The sequence below is a fragment of the Micromonospora sp. CNZ309 genome (genome assembly GCF_002846525.1).
Window position 1 is genome coordinate 2792364 of sequence record NZ_PJNG01000001.1, and the last position, 19321, is coordinate 2811684.

The 19321-nt window shown below is 68.4% G+C and carries 22 protein-coding genes and 2 pseudogenes; 15 read left to right on the top strand and 9 right to left on the bottom strand.

Features of this window, described 5'->3' with window-relative positions:
• Positions 1-29: 29 nt before the first annotated feature.
• The 8 genes from CLT72_RS11075 (at position 30) to CLT72_RS32745 (ending at position 6537) form a co-directional block, all read left to right on the top strand.
• Positions 30-341: a transposase gene (locus CLT72_RS11075; protein ID WP_158241945.1), complete on the top strand. Its 312-nt coding sequence runs from the start codon at positions 30-32 to the stop codon at positions 339-341.
• Entirely contained in the window at positions 338-1264 is a 927-nt protein-coding gene (locus CLT72_RS11080) for an IS3 family transposase (RefSeq protein WP_101409311.1), read from the top strand. The genes CLT72_RS11075 and CLT72_RS11080 overlap by 4 nt, the downstream gene beginning before the upstream one ends.
• 233 nt (positions 1265-1497) lie before the next feature.
• Complete coding sequence (locus CLT72_RS11085) at positions 1498-2430, top strand: ABC transporter ATP-binding protein (RefSeq protein WP_101411370.1); 933 nt, start codon at positions 1498-1500, stop codon at positions 2428-2430.
• A gap of 8 nt (positions 2431-2438) precedes the next feature.
• On the top strand, positions 2439-3263 hold the full coding sequence (locus tag CLT72_RS11090; protein ID WP_101411371.1) for an ABC transporter permease: 825 nt from the start codon (positions 2439-2441) through the stop codon (positions 3261-3263).
• 38 nt (positions 3264-3301) lie between these two features.
• Positions 3302-4450 carry a histidine kinase gene (locus CLT72_RS11095; RefSeq protein ID WP_101411372.1) on the top strand — a complete coding sequence of 383 codons (1149 nt, stop codon included), beginning with the start codon at positions 3302-3304 and terminating at the stop codon, positions 4448-4450.
• Positions 4447-5052 (top strand): response regulator transcription factor, encoded by a 606-nt coding sequence (locus CLT72_RS11100; protein WP_101411373.1) that lies wholly within the window; start codon positions 4447-4449, stop codon positions 5050-5052. Before CLT72_RS11095 ends, CLT72_RS11100 begins: the two co-directional genes overlap by 4 nt.
• 647 nt (positions 5053-5699) lie before the next feature.
• On the top strand, positions 5700-6335 hold the full coding sequence (locus CLT72_RS32270) for a low molecular weight phosphatase family protein (protein ID WP_486484241.1): 636 nt from the start codon (positions 5700-5702) through the stop codon (positions 6333-6335).
• 10 nt (positions 6336-6345) lie between these two features.
• Positions 6346-6537, top strand: a complete 192-nt coding sequence (locus CLT72_RS32745; protein WP_486484372.1) for an arsenate reductase/protein-tyrosine-phosphatase family protein — start codon at positions 6346-6348, stop codon at positions 6535-6537.
• Between the two features lie 164 nt (positions 6538-6701).
• Here CLT72_RS32745 and CLT72_RS11115 read toward each other — a convergent pair whose 3' ends face one another.
• The 5 genes and pseudogenes from CLT72_RS11115 to CLT72_RS32750 form a co-directional block, all read right to left on the bottom strand.
• A complete protein-coding gene (locus tag CLT72_RS11115) occupies positions 6702-7592 on the bottom strand; it encodes an IS3 family transposase (protein WP_101409310.1) in 891 nt (296 codons plus the stop codon).
• Entirely contained in the window at positions 7589-7888 is a 300-nt protein-coding gene (locus CLT72_RS11120) for a transposase (protein ID WP_088981155.1), read from the bottom strand. The genes CLT72_RS11115 and CLT72_RS11120 overlap by 4 nt, the downstream gene beginning before the upstream one ends.
• 32 nt (positions 7889-7920) lie before the next feature.
• On the bottom strand, positions 7921-8343 hold the full coding sequence (locus tag CLT72_RS11125; RefSeq protein WP_101411374.1) for an integrase core domain-containing protein: 423 nt from the start codon (positions 8341-8343) through the stop codon (positions 7921-7923).
• Positions 8324-9675 (bottom strand): annotated as a pseudogene (locus CLT72_RS11130) (IS30 family transposase). The gene CLT72_RS11125 and the pseudogene CLT72_RS11130 overlap by 20 nt, the downstream one beginning before the upstream one ends.
• The gene (locus tag CLT72_RS32750) at positions 9597-9929 is read right to left on the bottom strand and encodes a DDE-type integrase/transposase/recombinase (protein ID WP_486484373.1); all 333 of its coding nucleotides are present in this window, start codon (positions 9927-9929) and stop codon (positions 9597-9599) included. Before CLT72_RS32750 ends, CLT72_RS11130 begins: the two are co-directional and overlap by 79 nt.
• On the opposite strand from CLT72_RS32750, the gene CLT72_RS32275 reads away from it, so the two are divergent.
• A complete protein-coding gene (locus CLT72_RS32275) occupies positions 9841-10143 on the top strand; it encodes a hypothetical protein (protein ID WP_199184823.1) in 303 nt (100 codons plus the stop codon). The two genes, CLT72_RS32750 and CLT72_RS32275, sit on opposite strands and share 89 nt — an antisense overlap.
• Here CLT72_RS32275 and CLT72_RS32755 read toward each other — a convergent pair.
• The 3 genes and pseudogenes from CLT72_RS32755 to CLT72_RS11150 form a co-directional block, all read right to left on the bottom strand.
• A pseudogene (locus tag CLT72_RS32755) lies at positions 10126-10302 on the bottom strand (hypothetical protein); the annotation flags it as partial. The gene CLT72_RS32275 and the pseudogene CLT72_RS32755 sit on opposite strands and share 18 nt — an antisense overlap.
• Before the next feature lie 105 nt (positions 10303-10407).
• Complete coding sequence (locus CLT72_RS32280) at positions 10408-10596, bottom strand: transposase (protein ID WP_486484242.1); 189 nt, start codon at positions 10594-10596, stop codon at positions 10408-10410.
• A 395-nt stretch (positions 10597-10991) separates the two neighbouring features.
• Positions 10992-12080 (bottom strand): site-specific integrase, encoded by a 1089-nt coding sequence (locus CLT72_RS11150; protein ID WP_101411376.1) that lies wholly within the window; start codon positions 12078-12080, stop codon positions 10992-10994.
• Between the two features lie 1056 nt (positions 12081-13136).
• Here CLT72_RS11150 and CLT72_RS11155 point away from each other — a divergent pair.
• Positions 13137-13942 (top strand): IS5 family transposase gene (locus tag CLT72_RS11155; protein ID WP_486484374.1). Its coding sequence is split into 2 segments (ribosomal slippage): positions 13137-13472 and positions 13475-13942, totalling 804 coding nucleotides; the frame shifts between segments, so codons are not numbered across the junction.
• A gap of 65 nt (positions 13943-14007) precedes the next feature.
• Positions 14008-15144 carry an IS701 family transposase gene (locus CLT72_RS11160; protein WP_101411378.1) on the top strand — a complete coding sequence of 379 codons (1137 nt, stop codon included), beginning with the start codon at positions 14008-14010 and terminating at the stop codon, positions 15142-15144.
• A gap of 726 nt (positions 15145-15870) precedes the next feature.
• Here CLT72_RS11160 and merA read toward each other — a convergent pair.
• On the bottom strand, positions 15871-17280 hold the full coding sequence (merA, locus tag CLT72_RS11170) for a mercury(II) reductase (RefSeq protein ID WP_101411379.1): 1410 nt from the start codon (positions 17278-17280) through the stop codon (positions 15871-15873).
• Positions 17281-17378: 98 nt separating this feature from the next.
• On the opposite strand from merA, the gene CLT72_RS11175 reads away from it, so the two are divergent.
• From CLT72_RS11175 to CLT72_RS11190, 4 genes are all read left to right on the top strand, one after another.
• The gene (locus CLT72_RS11175) at positions 17379-17771 is read left to right on the top strand and encodes an ArsR/SmtB family transcription factor (RefSeq protein ID WP_047891325.1); all 393 of its coding nucleotides are present in this window, start codon (positions 17379-17381) and stop codon (positions 17769-17771) included.
• The gene (locus tag CLT72_RS11180) at positions 17768-18043 is read left to right on the top strand and encodes a hypothetical protein (protein ID WP_101411380.1); all 276 of its coding nucleotides are present in this window, start codon (positions 17768-17770) and stop codon (positions 18041-18043) included. Before CLT72_RS11175 ends, CLT72_RS11180 begins: the two co-directional genes overlap by 4 nt.
• A gap of 178 nt (positions 18044-18221) precedes the next feature.
• Entirely contained in the window at positions 18222-18590 is a 369-nt protein-coding gene (locus CLT72_RS11185) for a metalloregulator ArsR/SmtB family transcription factor (protein WP_199184740.1), read from the top strand.
• Positions 18587-19303 (top strand): cation efflux transmembrane domain-containing protein, encoded by a 717-nt coding sequence (locus CLT72_RS11190; RefSeq protein ID WP_101411383.1) that lies wholly within the window; start codon positions 18587-18589, stop codon positions 19301-19303. The genes CLT72_RS11185 and CLT72_RS11190 overlap by 4 nt, the downstream gene beginning before the upstream one ends.
• Positions 19304-19321: the final 18 nt, after the last annotated feature.

A 19321-nucleotide genomic window follows, 5' to 3' on the forward strand; every position in this document is an offset into this window, starting at 1 on the left:
GTCTGATGGCCGTGGGGAGGAAGTCGTCCGTGGCAGCACCGAAGAAGTACCCCGACGAGCTACGTCAGCGCGCTGTGCGCCTGTATCGCGAGTCGGACCCGAAGCCGGTGATCCGGCGCCTGGCCGAGCAACTCGGCGTGCATCACGAGGCGTTACGGAACTGGATCCGTCAGGCCGAGGCCGACACGGGTGAGCGCACCGACCGGCGTACCAGCGAGATGGCGGACGAGAACCGGCGGCTGCGCAAGGAAGTGGCCGAGTTGCGGCGGGCGAACGAGATTCTGAAGGCCGCGAGCGCGTATTTCGCGGCGGAGCTCGACCCGACCCGGCGACGGTCATGAGGTTCATCCACGAACACCGTGACCAGTTCGCGGTCGCGCTCCTGCTACGGGTCCTCAACATCGGCGCCTCGACCTACTACGCGTGGGTCAAGCAGGTCGAGCAGCCCTGTGATCGGGACGTGGTCGACCTGGGGCTGATTTCGAACATCCACGAGATCTGGGAGACCTCCGGGCGCACCTACGGCGCGGACCGGGTCCACCGGCAGCTACGCCGTGACGGCATCCGCGTGGGCCGCAAGCGCATCGAGCGGCTGATGGCCGAGCAGGGCTGGCAGGGGGCGTTCCTGCGTCGAGGCTGGCGTGGCGGCTCCACGAAGCAGGATCCCCGGCACACGCCGGCGCCGGATCTGGTCAACCGGCAGTTCATCGCGGACGGGCCGAACCGGCTCTGGGTTGCCGACGCCACCCGCATTCCGTGCGGTGAGGGCGTGTTCTGGTTGGCTGCGGTCCGCGACGCGTTTTCCCGCCGGATCGTCGGGTGGAAGACGTCTGACCGCTGCGACACCGACCTGATCCTCGCCGCCCTCGAATACGGCATCTGGTCCCGCGACGTCCGCGCCGGCCAGTTGATCCACCACAGCGACCGCGGGTCGAACTACACGTCCTTCCGCTTCGCGGAACGCTTACAGGACAACGGGATCCTGCCCTCGATGGGCTCCGTCGGCGACTCGTACGACAACGCCCTGATGGAGAACTTCTGGTCCACGCTGAAGATCGAACTCGTCTACCGCACGTCCTGGCGGACCCGCGACGAGGCCGAGAACGCGATCTTCGCCTACATCGACGGCTGGTACAACACCCGCCGCATCCAAAAGGAACTGGGCTACCTCAGCCCGAACGAGTACGAGGCCGCCTGGCACAGCCGCCATACCGAGTCAGCCGAGCCACCTATCGCCACCCCTGCGCCAGCCGGCAGCAGGTAACCACCGCTCCATCAAAGCGGGGGGAACTCAACGTCAGCCAAATGAGCGGCAAGTCGAGTCGGCCCACAGCACGGTTCCGGACGGGCCCGACCCGGGGCGGGTAAACCGGCCCGGCCGTGACTCCGGCATGCCCGTTCCGTGTGGGATGCACGGGTGAGGCATGCGTACGACACGGTCGGAACGTGACGCGACGGGGGTTGGATCCGTCGCCGGTCGCCGGCAGCCTGTGAAGCATGGATGACGTCGTGATCGAAGTGGACGGGCTGCGCCGCAGCTACGGGGAGTTCGAGGCGGTGCGGGGGATCTCCCTGCGGATCCGCCGGGGCGAGCTGTTCGCCCTGCTGGGCACCAACGGTGCCGGCAAGACCACCACCATCGAGGTGCTGGAGGGGCTGCAACCGGCCACCTCCGGCCGGGTCCGGGTGCTCGGGCTGGATCCGGTGCGGGACCGGGCCGCGCTGCGCCCCCGGACGGGGGTGATGCTCCAGCACGGTGGGTTCACCGGTGCGCTGACCGTCCGGGAGACGGTGGAGATCTGGCGCTCCCTCACCGTCCGGCCGCAGACCACCGCGGAGGTGCTGGACCTGGTCGACCTCGGCGACCGGATGAACGTGGCGGTCGAGCAGCTCTCCGGCGGCGAGGGCCGGCGGCTGGAGCTGGCGCTGGCCGTGCTCGGCCGCCCGGAGGTGCTCTTCCTCGACGAGCCCACCACCGGCATGGACCCGGCCTCCCGGCGCCGCACCTGGGACGTCGTCCGCGAGCTCCAGAAGGGCGGCACCACCGTCCTGCTCACCACGCACTACCTGGAGGAGGCGGAGGTCCTCGCCGACCGGGTGGCCATCATGCGGGGCGGGAGCATCGTCGCCACGGGCGCCCCGGAGGACGTCGTACGCACCCTGCCCGCCCGGATCAGCTTCCGGCTGCCGGCGACGGACGCCCTTCCCGACCTGCCGCACGCCGCCCGCCTGGTCGACGGCGACCGGGTCACGTACGAGTCCCGCCAGCTCCAGACCGACCTCACCCGGCTGCTCGAATGGGCCAACGCGGCCGACATCCGGCTGGCCTCCCTGTCGGCCCGACCGGCCACCCTGGAGGATGTCTTCCTGGACATCGCCGCCGACCACGACCCGACCGACCAGCACGCGGAACCGGAGGCCGCCCGATGAGCGGGACGATGACGACGCCGAGCCCCACCACCACCGCCACCCCGCGCGACCGGGCGACCCGGCCGTTCTGGCAGATGGCCGCGATGCTCAAGATGGAACTGCTGGCGCTGCGACGCAACTGGACGGCCACGGCCATGTCCGTGGTGACCCCGCTGATGATCGCCATCCTGCTCGTCAGCGAGTACGGGGGCGAGGCGGTGCCCGGCGTCCGCCGGGTCGTCAGCATCACCACCCTGATCATGGTCTTCCTGGTGCACCACCACCTGACCACCGTGTACGCGTCGCGCCGCCAGGAGTTGGTGCTCAAGCGGCTGCGGGCGGGGCTCGCCTCGGACCGCACCATCCTGCTCGGCACGGCCAGCAGCACCGTGGCGATCTTCCTCGCCCAGTTCGTCGTGCTGGCCGGCTACGCCCTCCTGGTGCTCGGCCTGCCGATGCCGAAGAACCCGCTGGTGATGGCGGTGGCGCTGCTGTTCGGCTCCGCGATCATGGCGGCGTTCTCGGCGGCGCTCTCCGCCATCACCCGCAGCTCCGAGGCGGCCATGCTGACCACCCTGCCGACCCTGGTGATCTTCCTGGCCACGCCCGGCGCGCTGCTGCCGCTCGGCGCGCTGCCGGAGTCGCTGGAACGGATCCTCTGGTTCCTGCCCATGGGGCCGTTCACCGAGATCATGCGCGTCGGCTGGCTCGCCCGCACCGACGAGGGCCAGGCCCTGAGCTTCGCCGGGACGATCGTCGAGACGCTGCCCTCCTTCGGTGTGCTGCTGGTCTGGCTGGCGGTGTCGCTGTTCATGGCCGCCCGGTACTTCCGATGGGAGCCCCGGCACGGATGATCGAGGTCATCGCACCACCTGGCATCGGGAGCGTGCGCATGGAGCGGGCGCAGGTCGAGCGCGACGTCGGCCTGCGCCGCGCCCGTGCCGTCACGTTGAGCACCGTCGGCAGCGGCGTCCTGGGCACGTTGCTGCTGGCCGCCGTCGGACTGTCGCGGGAGGAGGACCCCCGCTGGGCGGTGGCCGGAACGGTGGGCGTCGTCCTGTTCGTCGCCGCGCAGAGCGGAGCGCTGTACGGGGCGATCACCCCGTGGCTGGCCGAGTCGACGCGGCGCCGCCTGCTCGCCGGGTTCGTCTGCGCCGCCGTGCTCTCCGTACCGCTGGTCGGGCCCGTGGGCGGGCCGGAGTGGGCGACCTGGGGCTTCCTGGGCGCGTCGGTGATCGGCTCGGTGTCCCTGCTGCGGCAGTGGTGGGTCGCCGGCCCGGCGGTGCTGCTGTCCCTGGCGACGGCCGCCGGGGTGGCGGCCTGGAACGGAGCCCCGGTCCGCGGCCAGGTCACCATCGTGATGGTCGCCGGCCTCTCCATGGCCGCCTGGAACGCCCTCCAGCTCTGGCTGTGGGGGCTCCTCGTCGAGGCGCAGCGGGGGCGGGCCGCCCAGGGGCGCCTCGCCGCCACCGAGGAGCGGCTGCGGTTCGCCCGCGACGTGCACGACCTGCTCGGGCACAGCCTCTCGGTCATCGCGCTCAAGGCCGAGCTGGCGTCCCGGCTGGCGGCCACGGACGCCGGGCGGGCCAGCCGGGAGGCCGCCGAGGTGCAGCGGCTGGCCGCGTCGGCGCTCGTCGAACTGCGCGAGGTGGTGCACGGGTACCGTGCGGTGGACCTCGGGGACCAGATCGCCGCGGTGGAGCAGGTGCTGCGTTCCTCCGGCATCCGCTGCGCGGTCGCGCTGCCCCCGGACGCCGTGCCGCCGGACATCGCCCGGCAGTTCGTCGCGGTGCTGCGTGAGGCCAGCACCAACGTGCTGCGGCACAGCCGGGCCACCTGGTGCACCATCGAGATCAGCCAGGACGAGGACGAGGTACGGATGACCATGACGAACGACGGCGCCGAGGGGGCGACGCCGGACCGGCACAGCTTCGGGCTGCGCGGGCTGGCCGAGCGGCTGGCCGAGGCCGGAGGGACCCTGCGCCACCGGATCGACGACGGGGTGTTCCGCCTCGACGTGACGGTACGGACCCGCCCGTGATCAGGGTGCTGCTCGCCGACGACGAGGACCTGATCCGGGCGGCGCTGGCCGCCCTGCTCGGTCTGGAGTCCGACCTGGAGGTGGTGACCGAGGCGCCGGACGGGCGGGCCGCCGTGACCGCCGCGCTCGCCCACCGGCCGGACGTCGCCGTGGTGGACCTCCAGATGCCGGCCCTGGACGGGCTGGAGGTGACCGCGGAGCTGGCGCGCGTCCTGCCCGCCTGCAAGGTGGTGATCCTGACCGGGCACGGACGGCCGCCCCACCTGCAACGCGCGCTGGCCGCCGGGGCCAAGGGGTTCCTGCCCAAGGGCGCGCCCGGCGGCACGCTCGCCGACGTCATCCGCCGGGTGCACGCCGGCGGCCGGTACGTCGACCCGGCGCTGGCCGCGGACGCGCTCACCGCGCCGGAGTGCCCGCTCACGCCCCGCGAGCTGGACGTGCTCCGGCTGGCCGAGTACGACACGCCGGTGGCGGAGGTGGCCCGGCGTACCCACCTCTCCGCCGGCACGGTCCGCAACCACCTCTCCGCCGCGGTCAGCAAACTCGGGGTGGCCAACCGGGCGGAGGCGTTCCGCACCGCCCGGGACAACGGCTGGCTCTGACGGCACCGCTCAAGACCGTCGGCGACGAGGCCGTTGCGGCTCTGGAAGGTAGCCGTCGGAGTCGATGCAAGCGTCTTGTACTCCTGGGACGCCGATGAGCTGGATTTCCCGCTGGACCTCGGCGTTGAAGCGGTCGACGCGACCTCTGGTTTGAGTCAAGGCCTGCTTCCGGCACTTGATGTCCGCACGAACCGTTCTCTGTTGGTTCTCGTCCACGTGCAGCCGTTGCTCGATATCCTTGAACCGCTCAGGTTGGTCATCTCATCGAGCGAGGCGGGCCAGCGTCGTAGCATGCTGACCGCTCAGGGCCGCTGTCTGAGTGAGCAGCGGCGCGGTACGGCTGCGGGTGAGCTCGTCAACACGTTATCGACGCGTGCAGGTGCAGCCACGCAGGCCTTGCTAGATCGGCGGCGCGGACTGCTGCGCGCTCATCCGCGTCAAGCAGTTGTCGGATCTCGGCGATCTGGTTCTCGAAGCGCTGCCAGGTCCCATCGTCGATGCCGGAGGCCGCCAATGGTGAAAGGTTCCGGTTGCAGACAGACAGGCATTGGTCATCGGTGACCGTTCGGTCATCGAGGTGCTGTGGGCAACGGAGGGAACACCGCGAACTCCAGCACCCAGGACGCGGCCGGCGTTATGGGCTTGCTGTGCAGGAGATAGTCCAGCTCCAGTTGCGCAAGCACACACTGGCGAGCCACGGCATCTTCAACCCCGAGACCATCAGCCGCTACGTCCACGAGTCCTACGTCGCGCTCTACCGAACCGCCCGACTCAACCAGCGCCTGCCCGCGCTGACCGAACGCTTCACCACCGGCCGGCTTACCGCCCTCGCGCAGGCCAAGGGCACCATCGCCAAGCCCGTGCCCGAAATCCTGTTCCTCTGCGTGCACAACGCCGGCCGCTCCCAGATGGCCGCCGCACTCATGACCCACCACGCCCAGGGTCGGGTCAACGTCCGCTCCGCCGGGTCCGCACCCGACGCAACGGTGTCCGCCTCCGCCGCAGCCGTGCTCACCGCGATCGGCATCAGCCTCGACGAGGCGTTCCCCAAGCCACTCACCGACGACGTGCTACGCGCCGCCGACGTCGTGGTCACCATGGGCTGCGGCGACGCCTGCCCCATCATCAGCTGCAAGCGCTACCTCAACTGGAACCTGGCAGACCCCAGCGGCGACAACCTCAACCTCGCGCGCCGTACGCGACGACATCGACACCCGCGTGCGGGCCCAGCTCGCCGACCTCACCGCCCACCCCACCGACCGGTAAGGGAAACCCGTGTCTGACAAGCCCAGCGTGCTGTTCGTCTGCGTTCACAAAGCCGGCCGCTCCCAGATGGCCGCCGGCTGGCTGCGCCACCTCGCCGGCGACGCCGTCGAGGTCCGCTCCGCCGGCTCCCGCCCCCGCCGAGACCATCAACCCCGCCGCCGTCGAAGCCATGCGCGAGGTCAGCATCGACATCACCGACCAGATCCCCAAGCTCCTTGAGTACGACACCGTCGAAGCCTCCGACGTCGTCATCACCTTGGGCTGCGGCGACGTCTGCCCCGTCTTAACAGGCAAGCGCTACGAAGACTGGAACTCGAAGACCCGGCCGGCAAAGGCGTCGAGGCCGTGCGGCTGTCAATCCCCTGGAATCGTGGAGGGCTCCGTTATGCGGCCTGGGCCTCCAGGGCGCGGGTCTCTGATCGTTCGTAGTCGATGGGGGATCGCCAGTCGCAGACGGAGTGCCGGCGGCGCCGGTTGTAGAAGTCGGTGATCCAGGTGGCGATCTTCAGGCGTGCCTCGGTACGGGTACGGAAGTGACGGCGGTGGACGTACTCGACCTTGATGGTGGAGAAGGTGGCCTCGGCGACGGCGTTGTCGAAGCACGACCCGACCCGGCCCATCGACTGGCGTACCTTCCACCGGGCACAGGCCCGGTCGAAGTCGGCCGAGGTGTACTCGCTGCCCCTGTCGCTGTGGAAGATCACCCCGTCCACGCAGCCGCCGCGGGTGACGGCGGCCATGTTCAGCGCGGCGACGACCAGCCCGGCGTCGTGATGGGCGCCCATCGCGTAGCCGAGGATGCGACGGGAGTACAGGTCGATGACGGTGGCCAGGTAGAGCTTGCCCTCGTCGGTGCGGATCTCGGTCATGTCGCCGCACCAGGCGACATCCGGCGCCGGCGCGGTGAACACCCGCTTGATGAGGTCCGGTGCGGCCGGACGCTTACCTTGGCGGGTCAGGCCCCGCCGGCGGCGCTTGACCCGGGCGGCCAAGCCCAGCTCGGCCATGAGCTGCGCGATCGTGTTGTCGGAGACCTGCCAGCCGGACTCGCGCAGCTCGATGCCGATGCGCGGGCTGCCGTAGGTGCCACCCGAGTCGTCGAACACCTTCTGGACCGCGGCCGACAATCGAGCACGCCGGTCATCGCGGCGCGTTGGCGGCCGGTCACGCCACTTGTAGAACCATGACTCGGACACCCCCAGGGCCCGGCAGGCTAGCGCGTGCGGCACGTCGTGCTCGGTCCTCTGGGAAGCGATGAAGGCGGCCACGCTCACCGGCCCGTCGCTTCCTTGACCCACAGGACCACGGATCGCTTGAGGACATCACGCTCCATCGCCAGCTCCGCGTTCTCCCGCCGCAACCGTGCCAGCTCCGCCCGCTCGTCCTCTGCCAGCTGCCCAGCAGCGGCCTCACCGCGAGTCTCGCGGTCCCTCTTCACCCAGTTCGCCAGGGTCCCGCTGTTGATCCCCAGGTCGCGGGCGACCTGAGCGATTGACTTGCCCGTCTCGCGCACGATGCGCACCGCGCCCGCCCGGAACTCCGGATCGAACTGGCGTCTCGTCTCAGCCATGAACCTCTATCCCTCAAGCTCTGGCCTCCACGCTACGAGGGGAAGGGCAGGCCGATCCGCGACGAGATCAAGGTGAGGTTTCCCCGATAACGCGGAGGGTTTGATGTTCCCCGGGTTTCTCGGAGCCGTGTTGGTTGGCGTGAGGCTACGAATAGGGCGATCGGGTGGAGCCTTTCATACTCGACCGGAGTGAGCATGCCCAGTGAGCTGTGGCGGCGTTGCCGGTTGTGGAAGATCTCCAGGTACTCGAAGATCGCGCTGGCTAGTTCGATTCGGGTGCGCCAGCGGCGGCGGTTGAGCAGCTCGGTCTGCATCCGGCCCCAGAACGACTCGATCATGCCATTGTCGTAGCAGTCGCCGATCGATCCCATCGACGGCGCCAGGCCGGCTTCCTGGATCCGGCAGGTGAAGGCCCATGACGTGAACTGGGCGGATTCAACCGGTCGTCGCAACACCGGCTTGTTGAAGCGATCGTAGATGTTCGTCGAGGGCTTCGGCTGGAGTCATCCAGCCGAGGGTTTTCCGGGGTCGGCTGTTGAGGGCGTGGGCGACGGCGTTGATCTCGTCGGCGCTCCATCGGGACAGGTCGGTGCCTTTCGGGAAGTACTGCCGCAGCAGCCCGTTGGTGTTCTCGTTGGTGCCGCGTTGCCAAGGGCTATGCGGGTCGGCGAAGAACACCGGGACGCCGGTTTCGATCGTGAAGCGGGCGTGCGCGGACAGCTCTTTGCCGCGGTCCCACGTCAGTGACCTGCGCAGTTGCTCAGGCAGTTGGGTGATCGTCTCAGCGAGGGCTTTGCTCATCGTGATCGCCCCATAGCCGGCGAGAGCCGGGCCGTTCTTCGTCCGCGGGATCACACCCCAGCCAGCCTCACGAGGCAGGTGGACCAGCATCATGAACCTCGTCGTCCGCTCGACCAGCGTCCCGATCGCGGAACGCTGCAACCCAATGATCAGATCCCCCTCCCAGTGCCCGGGGACGGCACGGTCGGCGACTTCGGCGGGCCGTTCACTGATCAGCGTGTCGCTCGTGACGTGCGCTACGCGCGTTGCCTCGCGCGGGCTCGGGGAACGCGAAGCGCCCGACCGGTCCGCAAGCAGGCGACGAGTTCGCGCTTGAGGGCGCCACGGCTCTGGACATAGAGCGCCTGGTAGATCGCCTCATGGCTGATGCGCATGGACTCATCCTCCGGGAACTCGGCCCTGAGCCTGCGGGAGATCTGCTCCGGGCTCCACCCGGTCGTCCATGCCCGATCGGCCCGATGGGGCTTGTTGCGGCCCTTCCACTGCGGGCCCCGAGGCCCAGCGACAGGCCGGCCGTCCGCTGTCCGGATCGCACCGGCAAGCCGCTGCTGGACGTACTCTCGCAGCCGCTCATTGGCCAGCAGCTTCGCGGTCTTCGGCCGACGGGCTCGACGCTCCGCATGCCACTGCGCAGTCGAGGCCTTGTAGTCCAACCGGTAGGTCCTGGTCGAGGCGTTGCGCCGCAACTCCCGCGAGATCGTCGACGGGTCCCGGCCCAGCCGGCGTGCAATCTCCCGAACGCCCAGGCCGCGCGCCCGCGACAACGCGATGTCCTCTCGCTCGCTGAACGACAGATAGCGGCCCGACACCTTCGGCGGCAACGCGGGATTCACGCCGCCAGCGTGCCGGAACCACCGGAACCCGACCGGCGAGGACACGCCAGCTGCCGCAGCCGCGTCCTCGGTCATCACACCGCGACTGATCGCAGCCCAGAACTTGACCCGGTCCTCCCGCCACGCCACCGTCGGCCGTCCCGGCGAAGGCATCTGACCCCGATACTCCCGAACCTGCCTCTGCCTCGGCCCGTACGCCATCGCTCCACCTCTCCAACGAGGTGTTGCGACGAGCGGTTGAATCCGCCCTGGACTCCGCGGTCCGAGTGGATCACGGTGCCGGTGGGTTGGCGGTTGCTGATGGCCATACTCAGGGCGTTGGTCACCAACGTGGCCGTCTGGGTGGCGTCGGTGGACCAGTCGACGACCTTGCGGGAGAAGGTGCCCAGCACGACTGCGCAGTACACCTTGCCCTCCCGGGTCGGGTGCTCGGTGATGTCGGTGACCCACAACTGGTTCGGCGACGAGCGGGTGAAGCCGCAGTTGACCAGATCGCTCGCGGTTGGGGGTCTGGTGCTTTGGCCGCGGGCGCCGGCTACCAGGCAGCCCGCGGATGCCGGCGCGGCGCATCAGCATCTCCACCGCGTGATAGCCCACGACGAGTCCACGGCCCAGCCGTAGTTCGGCATGCACGCGGCGGGAACCGTACGTAGTACCCGGACGCCGAGACCTCGAGCACACGGCAACAGACCTCGACGGGTAGCCCCTCAGCGGCCATCCGTTGGACGGCCGCGTACCGGTCTTGTGGGGGCACCACCTCCTTGAGCAGTTCAGCCGCACGGCGATGCACGGCCAACTCGGCCTCCAGTTCGGCAATACGCCGCCGAGCGGCGACCAACTCCGACTGGTCAGCGGACCTCACGCCCGGCATCTGACCGGTGTCGATCAGCTCCTGGCGGCGCGCCAGTTGTAAATCGTCTGATCACTGATATCCAGGTCACGGACCAGCTCCGCTACCGATCGGCCAGCCTTGAGCAGATCGAGGACCTTACGACGAAACTCGGGTGGATATCTCCTCGGCACGTCTCTCCTCAACGAGTGACGAGCCTGACGAGTCAACCAACCTGACTCCACCGAACCCGGGGAACATCAGAGTTTCCGAGCTACCGGGGGAGCCTCAAGGCCAGCATCGAGGCCCTACTCACCGATCTGTTGCCGGCCCGCTGACCCACGGCCTGCGGACGGCTCGTACGCCGTGCTCGTCAACGAGCTGGCCGCGATCGACCCCGTGGTGTTCGACGCGCACCGGGCGCTGCTGGACGACATCCTGAGCAACCGCACCTGGTCGACGAGCACCCGCGCCCCGGGGCCGGGTGCTCGTCGGCGTCCGGGCACTCATGGGGTGGTCGGCACTCATGGGCCTCGCCGTAGGTTCCAGCGAAAAACAACTCCATCCCTGGTCAGGGGCCCTGCGCGAACGCCTGGAGCCCCGAATCGTCATCCCTCTTTGACCAGCGCTGGAGTTGTTTTCAAGTCCTCGGATGCCTTTCTGGAATCGGCCTGTCGCTTCGAGAAGTAGAGCTCACCGAGCGGTTCGGAGAAAGAAGTGGGTGCGGTTCGCCTGTCAATGCCGTGAGAGCGCGGGCGACCTCGTATACATCTGCGCGCACGTAAGTGCTGGTTGTACCTGCGTCGGATCTGCCGTTGTGGCCTGCGTATGCTCGCGCGACGGCGTATCCGAAACTACGCTCCACCCAGGTCAGGGTTGTGTGGCGCAGCCAGTGCGTGCTGATCTGCTGGACTGCTACCCAGGGCAGGTGCCGGCTGAGTCGCTGCCAAAGATGGTCGTGGCGGCGGCTCGTGATTGGTCTTCCTGTTCGATATCTGAGCAACTTGTCGGCGGGATCGCTACCGCCGCGGTCCCCTGCATGCTCCGCGAGTCGACTGGCCAAGGTGGGAGAGATGGGCTGCCACCGCACGGTCTCGCCCTTTTCGTGCAGCTGAACCATGCACTGGTCCGCATCGAGGTCCCTTCGGCACAGGGCGAGGCCGCCGCCGCGTCTGCAGGCGGTCTCGATGTGGAGTCTCAGCAGGAGAGTATCGAGTTCAGGATCATTTCCGGTCGTAGCAGCGACTTCATTGATTGATGCGAGTTGCGCCTGCGACAGGGCGCGGCGCGTGCTAGCAAGGCGTCTCGGCTTCGGGACCCGCTTGGCTGGGTTGTCGGCCTCGGTAATGAGTCCGTCGGCTACGGCATAGTTGTAGAGGCACCTGAGTGAGGAGATGAGGTGCTCGGCGGCCGTCCGACCGCCGCGAGAGTTTCGTCGCACTACCCCCTGTTCTTTCATCCGCTCGGCGAGCTGTCTAATTTCCAAAGGGCTGGGCTCATTCAGGTGCCTGTTTCCCCAGACGTCACTCAACCGTTTCCAGTAGGTGCCGTAGACACGCCGCGTGCCAACCGTTACTGCCTCGGACACACGATCGATGTATTCGTCGAAGGTAGGCATGCATACGGGCGTGTTCGGCACCGATAAAAGTTGCTCGGGGGTTAGACCCAATCGGGCTAGGAGAAGGCGTGCCGCCCTCAAATCCTCACCCTCGGCGGCCTGCCTGCCCATTTCCTTCACCGCACCTCATGCTCTCCGGTGTACAGGGCAACCATCAATTCCAGCGCGCCCATCGTGTACACCATCAACGATCCTCGGTCAAGATACGCCAGAACCAGAAGGCGGTCACCGACTGCAATGCCGCAGCTCCGGCGTATCGCGGACGGCAACAGTAGATGCCCCTGTCTGGTAACCTTCCAACGACCGCCGCGCCGGGCGGTCACAGCAACAGCACCGTCCTGGCAAGCGATATCAAGGGTTCGCCCCTTCAACCATCCGAGGGACAGAAGCGGCGCCCGATCACCAAGGCGACCGCTAGAGTCGACCGGTGTGACCGCACAACAACGTGCCTGTGGTTGCACGTTCCGCGCGAGGCGTGGAAGCGGCAGGCCCTGACTCAGAAGGTTCTCATAATGGCCGTGTCGATCAGGTCGGCACTGATCAGTTTCTGATCTCGCTGATCTAGCCACATGATTCTCGCCCGTAAGCACTCACATCACCTCCGTAGCTTCAACCAGCAGTAGGCGCACTGATCCCTGACCGTCATGTACATCTCCCACGTCCACTGCAAGAGACTGTCCGCGTGCAGGTCAATCCTTTACCGGCCTACCAGTAATCGTTCGGCAGGTGGCGTGGCGACTCACGCTTGGGTCACTAATTTCCCCGTTCCTGGTGGCGTGTGCCAGGCCAGACGGACTAGCACTTCCACCGCAACCGACGCTAGCGAACGCGGTGATGGCGTTCAAGAGAACGGGCTAAGGGTGGCTACGTCTTGATGCGGCTCGAAAGGTGTCGCCTGGGACTCGAAGCCCGAACCCGCAGATTAAGAGTCTGCGCTCGTCAATGCCGGAGGCATGATGGTTGATGCTAGCCAATGCCGCCCAAGCAGCCAATAAGCCCAATGGCGTATCGTGCACTATCACCCCGTGTCGGACCGTTCCGGGACGTCCGGGTCCCCCAAGCAGGGAACCGTTGACCAAACGGGCAAAGTAGACAGTCGATAAGAGCGCGTCTCAGGTGGCGGTCAGCTGACCTTGGTGGTAGATCACTTCTACTGTGGACGAGCGGTTGATCTCGCAGTGGGTGCCGGACGAGTTGTGGGACCTTGCTGCCCCGTTGATCCCACTGCCGCCTCGACGCCCGCAGGGCGGCGGCACGCCGCCGATCGAGGCGCGGGCGGTGTTCGCCGCGATCGTGTACGTGCTGACGACCGGCTGCGCGTGGCGGCACCTGCCGCCGGGGTTCGGGGTGTCCAAGGCCACCGCGCACCGCCGATTCGTCGCCTGGACGAACGCGGGCCTCTGGCGGCGCCTACACATGGCCGCCTTGGACCAACTCGGCGCCGAGGGGCTCATCGACTGGTCCCGGGCCACCGCCGACGCGGCGTCGGTGCGGGCGAAAAGGGGGGCGACCTGACCGGCCCCAGCCCGGTAGACAGGGGCAAGCCCGGCAGCAAGATCCACGCCCTGTCCGACCGCAACGGCCTGCCCCTGTCCGTCGGGGTGTCCGCTGCGAACACCCACGACAGCCTCTGCCTGGAGTCCCTCATCCAGGCCATCCCTGCCGTGCGCTCCCGGCGCGGCCCTCGCCGCCGGCGGCCCGACAAGCTGCACGCCGACAAGGGATACGACTACCCCCATCTACGCCGCATGCTCCGCCAGCGTGGCATCCGTCCTCGCATCGCCCGCCGAGGCATCGAATCCTCACACCGACTCGGGCGGCACCGGTGGGTGATCGAAAGGACCTTCGCCTGGTTCACCGGCTACCGCCGGCTGACCATCCGCTACGAACGCTCGGCCAGCCTGTACTGCGCGTTCGTAACCCTCGCCGCCGCCCTTACCTGCCACAAGCGCTATCTCAAACTCACCACCTGAGACACGCTCTAATACTGCAACGGCAGTAGGCGAATCGAGTTCGGTTCGCGTTCGTTGGTCTGCCTGTGACGGACGTTGATGTCGATCGTTGGCATGGGGAGTTGGACCGGTTGCATGCCCGTATCGGGCCTCGGTTTCGCCGTTCCGAGCCGCGGCGGCGGGCGCGTCAGTACCTGTGCGGCCTGGTGTCGGGTCTGGGCCGTAAGAACGGCTGGACCCTCGCTGAGCAGGCCGGGGATGTGTCGCCGGACGGGATGCAGCGGCTGCTGCGGTGGGCGGACTGGGACGTCGATGCGGTCCGTGATGATGTGCGGGACTACGTAGTTGAGCACCTCGGCGAGCCGGACGGTGTGCTGATCGTCGACGACACCGGGTTTCTGAAGAAGGGCACGCGTTCGGCCGGGGTGCAACGGCAGTACTCCGGCACCGCCGGTCGGACGGAGAACTGCCAGGTCGGCACGTTCCTGGCCTACCGGTCGGCGAAGGGCCACGCGCTGATCGATCGGCAGCTCTACCTTCCGACGTCATGGACTGAGGACCGGGACCGGTGCCGGGCTGCCGGGATCCCGGACGAGGTGCAGTTCGCCACGAAGGTGCAGATGGCCCGCGAGATGCTGGCCCGCGCTCTGGACGCTGACGTGCCGGTGGGGTGGGTGACGATGGACGAGGCCTACGGGCAGTCGAAGTCGCTGCGGCTGTGGTTGGAACACCGGGATGTGGCTTATGTGGTCGCGACCCGCCGCAACGACGACATGATCACCACCACGATGGGCATCGCCCGTGCTGACAAGCTGATCGCGGCCCTGCCTGCTCGGGCGTGGTGCCGGCTGTCCGCCGGCGCGGGCGCCCACGGCCCCCGCGAGTACTGGTGGGCGCGGGTGCCGGTGCGCATCGGTTGGCAGCCCGGTCGCGGGCACTGGCTGCTGGCCCGGCGCAGCATCGCCACCGGCGAGATCGCCTACTACGTCTGTTACGGGCCCCGCCGCACCCGCCTGGTCGACCTCGCCCGTATCGCCGGTGCCCGGTGGGCGGTCGAGGAGTGCTTCCAGCAGGCCAAGAACGAAGCCGGCCTCGACGAATACCAGGTCCGCGACTGGCGAGCCTGGTACGCCCACATCACCCTGTCCATGGCCGCCCACGCCTGGCTCTCCGTCGCCCGATCCCTGACTACAAAAGGGGATCCAGTCCCGGCGACGGCATGATGATCGGCTACACCGTACCCGAGATCCGAAGACTGCTTACCGCACTCGTAGTGCGATCAACTCACCCACCAGAACGCGTCTGGGCTTGGTCCAACTGGCGCCGACGACGCCAACACCAAGCCCGAACCTGCCACTACCGACGACGCGGCTACCCCTGACCAACTGCCGTTGCAGTATTAGGGGCGTCGGCGGCGCAGCGCCCATATGGTTTCGGTGACGGCGGCGACGGTGAGGCCGAACGTGAGGTGGGCGGCGAACCCGCGCAGGTGGGCCACCAGTGGGTAGGCCCGGTTGGGGGCCGAGAACTACAAGGCTGGGGTGATCGCTTCGTCGACGATCAGGCTCATCGCGGTGCCCAGTGTCAGCCCTGCGGTTACCGGCCGCATCGGCGTGGTGCGGCGCAGCAGGGCGTACAGGGGTGCCCACGAGACAGCGAGCCCGTAGTGGAACAGCAGTCCCGCCCAGTCCAGCTGCTTCTGGCTGAGGTCGAGGCCGAATAGCTTGGCGGTTTGGGCGGCTGCGATTCGGTACGGTGACCCCCGGGACGGGCCGCGTCTTCGTGGGCGCGGCCTGTGCGGGTTCGAGTTCGTAGAGTTTCTGCGACACCAGCTCCATGATCTTCGTGCCCAGGTAGCCGGCCAGAGCGGCGACGCCCAGGTCTTCGCCGGTGGTGGCTGTCCTATTCACCAGGCATCTCCTGTCGTGGGACTGGTGGGCGCGGGTTAATCAGGAGGCGCAGCAGGACAGTTTCGACACGTCGCGGGTGTAGGTCTGGGCGGCGAGTTTGAGGCCTTCGGCCATGGTCAGGTATGGGCACCACAGGTCGGCCATCTGCTGCACGGTCATGTCGTTGGCAAGGGCGTACACGGCGGTGGCGATGACCTCTCCGGCGGTGTCGGCGACCACGTGGGCGCCGAGGAGTCGGCCGGTGTCGGCGTCGGCGACCAGCTTGATGAGGCCGCGGGTGTCGCGGTTGACGATCGCGCGTGGCACGTACTCCAGCGGCAGTACCCGGCAGTCGCAGCGGTGACCAGCGCTGATCGCCTGGGCCTCGGTCATCCCGGCCGACGCGATCGCCGGGGTGGTGAAGGTGACTTGCGGCAGGTGGTGGTAGTCGACGGTGCGACCCGCGTTGTCGAAGGCGTTGTCGGCCACGATCGACCCGTGTGCGCCGGCGACGTACACGAACTGGGGGTGGCCGGTGACGTCTCCGGCGGCCCAGATACGCGGGTTGGTGGTGCGCAGGTGCTCGTCGACCAGGATCTCGCCGTGCTGGCCGGTCTTGACTCCGACCGTCTCCAGGTTCAGGCCGTCGACAACTGGGCGGCGTCCGGTGGCGATCAGAATCTGCTCGGCGTGGATCTGTCGGCCGGGTTGTCCGTCGAGCACGGCGACGACGTGTCCGTTCTCGCGGCGTACCGACCGTACGGTCGCGGTGGTGTGGACGGCGATGCCGTCGTCGGCGAAGACCTGCTCGATGGCAGCGGACACCTCCGGTTCTTCCTTGGGCGCGAGTCGGTCGAGGGTCTCGACCACGGTGACCTGGGTGCCGAGTCGGGCGAACAATTGCCCCTGTTCGAGGCCGATGTAGTTGCCGCCGACCACCAGCAGGGACTGCGGCAGGTGGTCGGATTCCATCGCCGTGGTGGAGGTTAGGTAGCCGACCTGGGCGAGGCCGTCGATGGGTGGTATCCACGGGGCCGAGCCGGTGGCGATCAGGTAGTTCTCCGCCTCAATGCGCTGACTGCCGCCGTCGGGCAGATCGACCCACAGCAGCGGGCCCTCGGTGAACCGGCCGTGGCCGGTGAGGATATCCCAGCCGTACTCGGCGGCGAGGTCGACGTACTTGTCCGCCCGCATGTCTGCCACCAGTCGCCGCTTGCCGGCGATCAGCTCCTGGAAATCCACCTGCTCGGCGCTCGCGCGAATTCCCGGGAAGCGGGCCGCGTCCAGCGCGACGTGGCGGGCGTGCGCGGCGGCCAGCAGCGCCTTGGACGGTACGCACCCGGTGTTCACACACGTGCCGCCCACGTCGCCGTGCTCCACCATCACCACGTGCTTGCCCTTACGCCGCACGGCGATCGCCGCCGCGAAGGCACTGCCACCGGAGCCGACGATTGCCAGGTCGTACCGCATCACGCACCGTCCTCAAGCGGAAACCATCCGGGTACCGGATCCTTGGATGCCACGCTAGCATCTGCTTATCCGGATGATTCCAGGATTGGGGTGGTGAGGTGACCGAGCGTGCGACGCCGGCCTTGACAACGCCGGCCGTGGCGCTGCTGCCGGCCGAGGACGAGGGGGTGGGGATGGTGGCCAAGTTCTTCCGCGCCCTCGCCGATCCGACCAGGCTGCGGCTGCTGGAGTTCCTGCTGCACGAGCCGCACACGGTCGGCGAGTGCGTGACGCACGTCGGCCTGGCCCAGGGCCGGGTTTCCAGCCACCTGGCCTGTTTGGCCGACTGCGGCTACGTTGCGGCCCGCCGCGACGGGCGGCGCACCTTCTACCAGGTCACCGACCCTCGGGTGGCCGACCTGATCATGCTGGCCCGATCTCTGGCCGCGGACAACGCCACAGCCCTGGCCGCCTGTATTCGCATCGCCCCGACGCGCAGGACGGAGGGGTGAGCGCCGTGCCTCCCACCGGCAGCACCCCGGCCCAGCGCCCATCCACCGTCGGCGGCCCGGCCGCCATCGCTGGCGGGGTCGGCGCGATGGTCGCCTGCTGCACCGTGCACCTACTCATCGTCGCCGGTGTCCTCGCCGGGCTCGGCGGCACCGCGATCGGCGGCATCGCCCTCGCCGTTGGGCTGGCCACGGCCGCCACCGTGTGGGTGATCGCGGTCCTGCTGCGCCGTCGCAAGACGACCACCGCAGCGGTGTGCTGCCCACCGCGGTGAATGCCTGGGCGTCGAGCAGGCCGCGCGCACTTCACCGGTGGAGTGCACTTATTCGATTCGGCGCTAATCGGGCCGCTTTGATCAGTTGATCCAGGCGGCTGGTTGGGTCAAGGGTGAGAGTCACCAGGAGCCCGGCAGACTTGTCATCGCCGGCTTGGGCTATCATCGTGGTGTGGCGATGAATTCGGATGAGTGTGTGACTGCTGCGGTGTCAGCCGGGATGACGCCGGCGGTGGCGCTGTTTCGTTCCCTGGCTGACGAGACTCGGCTGCGGATCGTGGCTCGGCTCGCCGCAGGTGAGGCTCGGGTGGTGGATCTGACCGGTGAGCTGGGTCTGGCCCAGTCGACGGTGTCCAAGCACCTGGCTTGCCTGCGTGACTGCGGCTTGGTCGACTATCGCACCGAGGGTCGGCAGTCGTTCTACGCGCTGACCCGCCCAGAGCTGATGGACCTGCTTGCCGCTGCCGAGGGGGTGCTCGCCGCGACCGGTGCCGCCGTCGCGCTGTGCCCGGCCTATGGCGCCGACACCGCGGTGGTGACCCGGTGAGCGCTCCGACTCCGGTGGCGCCGAGCTCGGCGCGGCGGGCGCAACTCAACCGGCGCAGCCTGCACCTGGCGTACGCGACTGCTGGCTACAACGCCCTCGAAGGCGTCGTCGCGGTCGCGGCCGGGGTGGCGGCGTCATCGACGGCGTTGCTGGGCTTCGGCTTGGACTCCTTCGTCGAGGTGTCCAGTGCGCTGGTGGTGATCTGGCAGTTCCGCTCCCGCGTACCCGAGAGCCGCGAGCGGCTGGCGCTGCGACTGATCGCCGTGTCGTTCTTCGCACTGGCCGCCTGGGTCACCGTCGACGCGGTGCGCTCCCTGCTCGGCAGTGAGCAGGCCGAGACGTCGCCGGTCGGCATCGGCATCGCCGCCGTCTCCGTCCTCGTCATGCCGCTGCTCGTCTGGGCCAAGCGGCGCACCGGCCGCGAACTCGGCTCGGCCACCGTCGTGGCCGACTCCATGCAGACCATGCTGTGCACGTACCTGTCGGTGATCGTGCTGGTTGGGCTGCTGGCCAACGCCGCTCTTGGCTGGTGGTGGGCCGACCCGGTCGCCGCGCTGGTCATCGCCGCCGTCGCTGTGCGTGAGGGCGTCGAGGCATGGCGCGGTGAGCAGTGCGACGACTGCGCCCTGCCCGCCGTTGGCGGCGGCACCGACGGTTGTGGGTGCGGGCCCGGCTGCACCGACGCCTGCTGTACCGACCAAGCGAACCGGTGACCCGCCCGGTCGGGCCGG

Excerpts from the sequence above, each read along its gene's own strand:
- CLT72_RS11080 (WP_101409311.1), top strand. The coding sequence starts at position 338 with ATGAGGTTCATCCACGAACACCGTGACCAGTTCGCGGTCGCGCTCCTG.
- CLT72_RS11085 (WP_101411370.1), top strand. The coding sequence starts at position 1,498 with ATGGATGACGTCGTGATCGAAGTGGACGGGCTGCGCCGCAGCTACGGG.
- CLT72_RS11090 (WP_101411371.1), top strand. The coding sequence starts at position 2,439 with ATGACGACGCCGAGCCCCACCACCACCGCCACCCCGCGCGACCGGGCG.
- CLT72_RS11095 (WP_101411372.1), top strand. The coding sequence starts at position 3,302 with ATGGAGCGGGCGCAGGTCGAGCGCGACGTCGGCCTGCGCCGCGCCCGT.
- CLT72_RS11120 (WP_088981155.1), bottom strand. The coding sequence starts at position 7,888 with ATGGCTGAGACGAGACGCCAGTTCGATCCGGAGTTCCGGGCGGGCGCG.
- CLT72_RS11150 (WP_101411376.1), bottom strand. The coding sequence starts at position 12,080 with ATGGGCAGGCAGGCCGCCGAGGGTGAGGATTTGAGGGCGGCACGCCTT.
- merA (WP_101411379.1), bottom strand. The coding sequence starts at position 17,280 with ATGCGGTACGACCTGGCAATCGTCGGCTCCGGTGGCAGTGCCTTCGCG.
- CLT72_RS11185 (WP_199184740.1), top strand. The coding sequence starts at position 18,222 with ATGAATTCGGATGAGTGTGTGACTGCTGCGGTGTCAGCCGGGATGACG.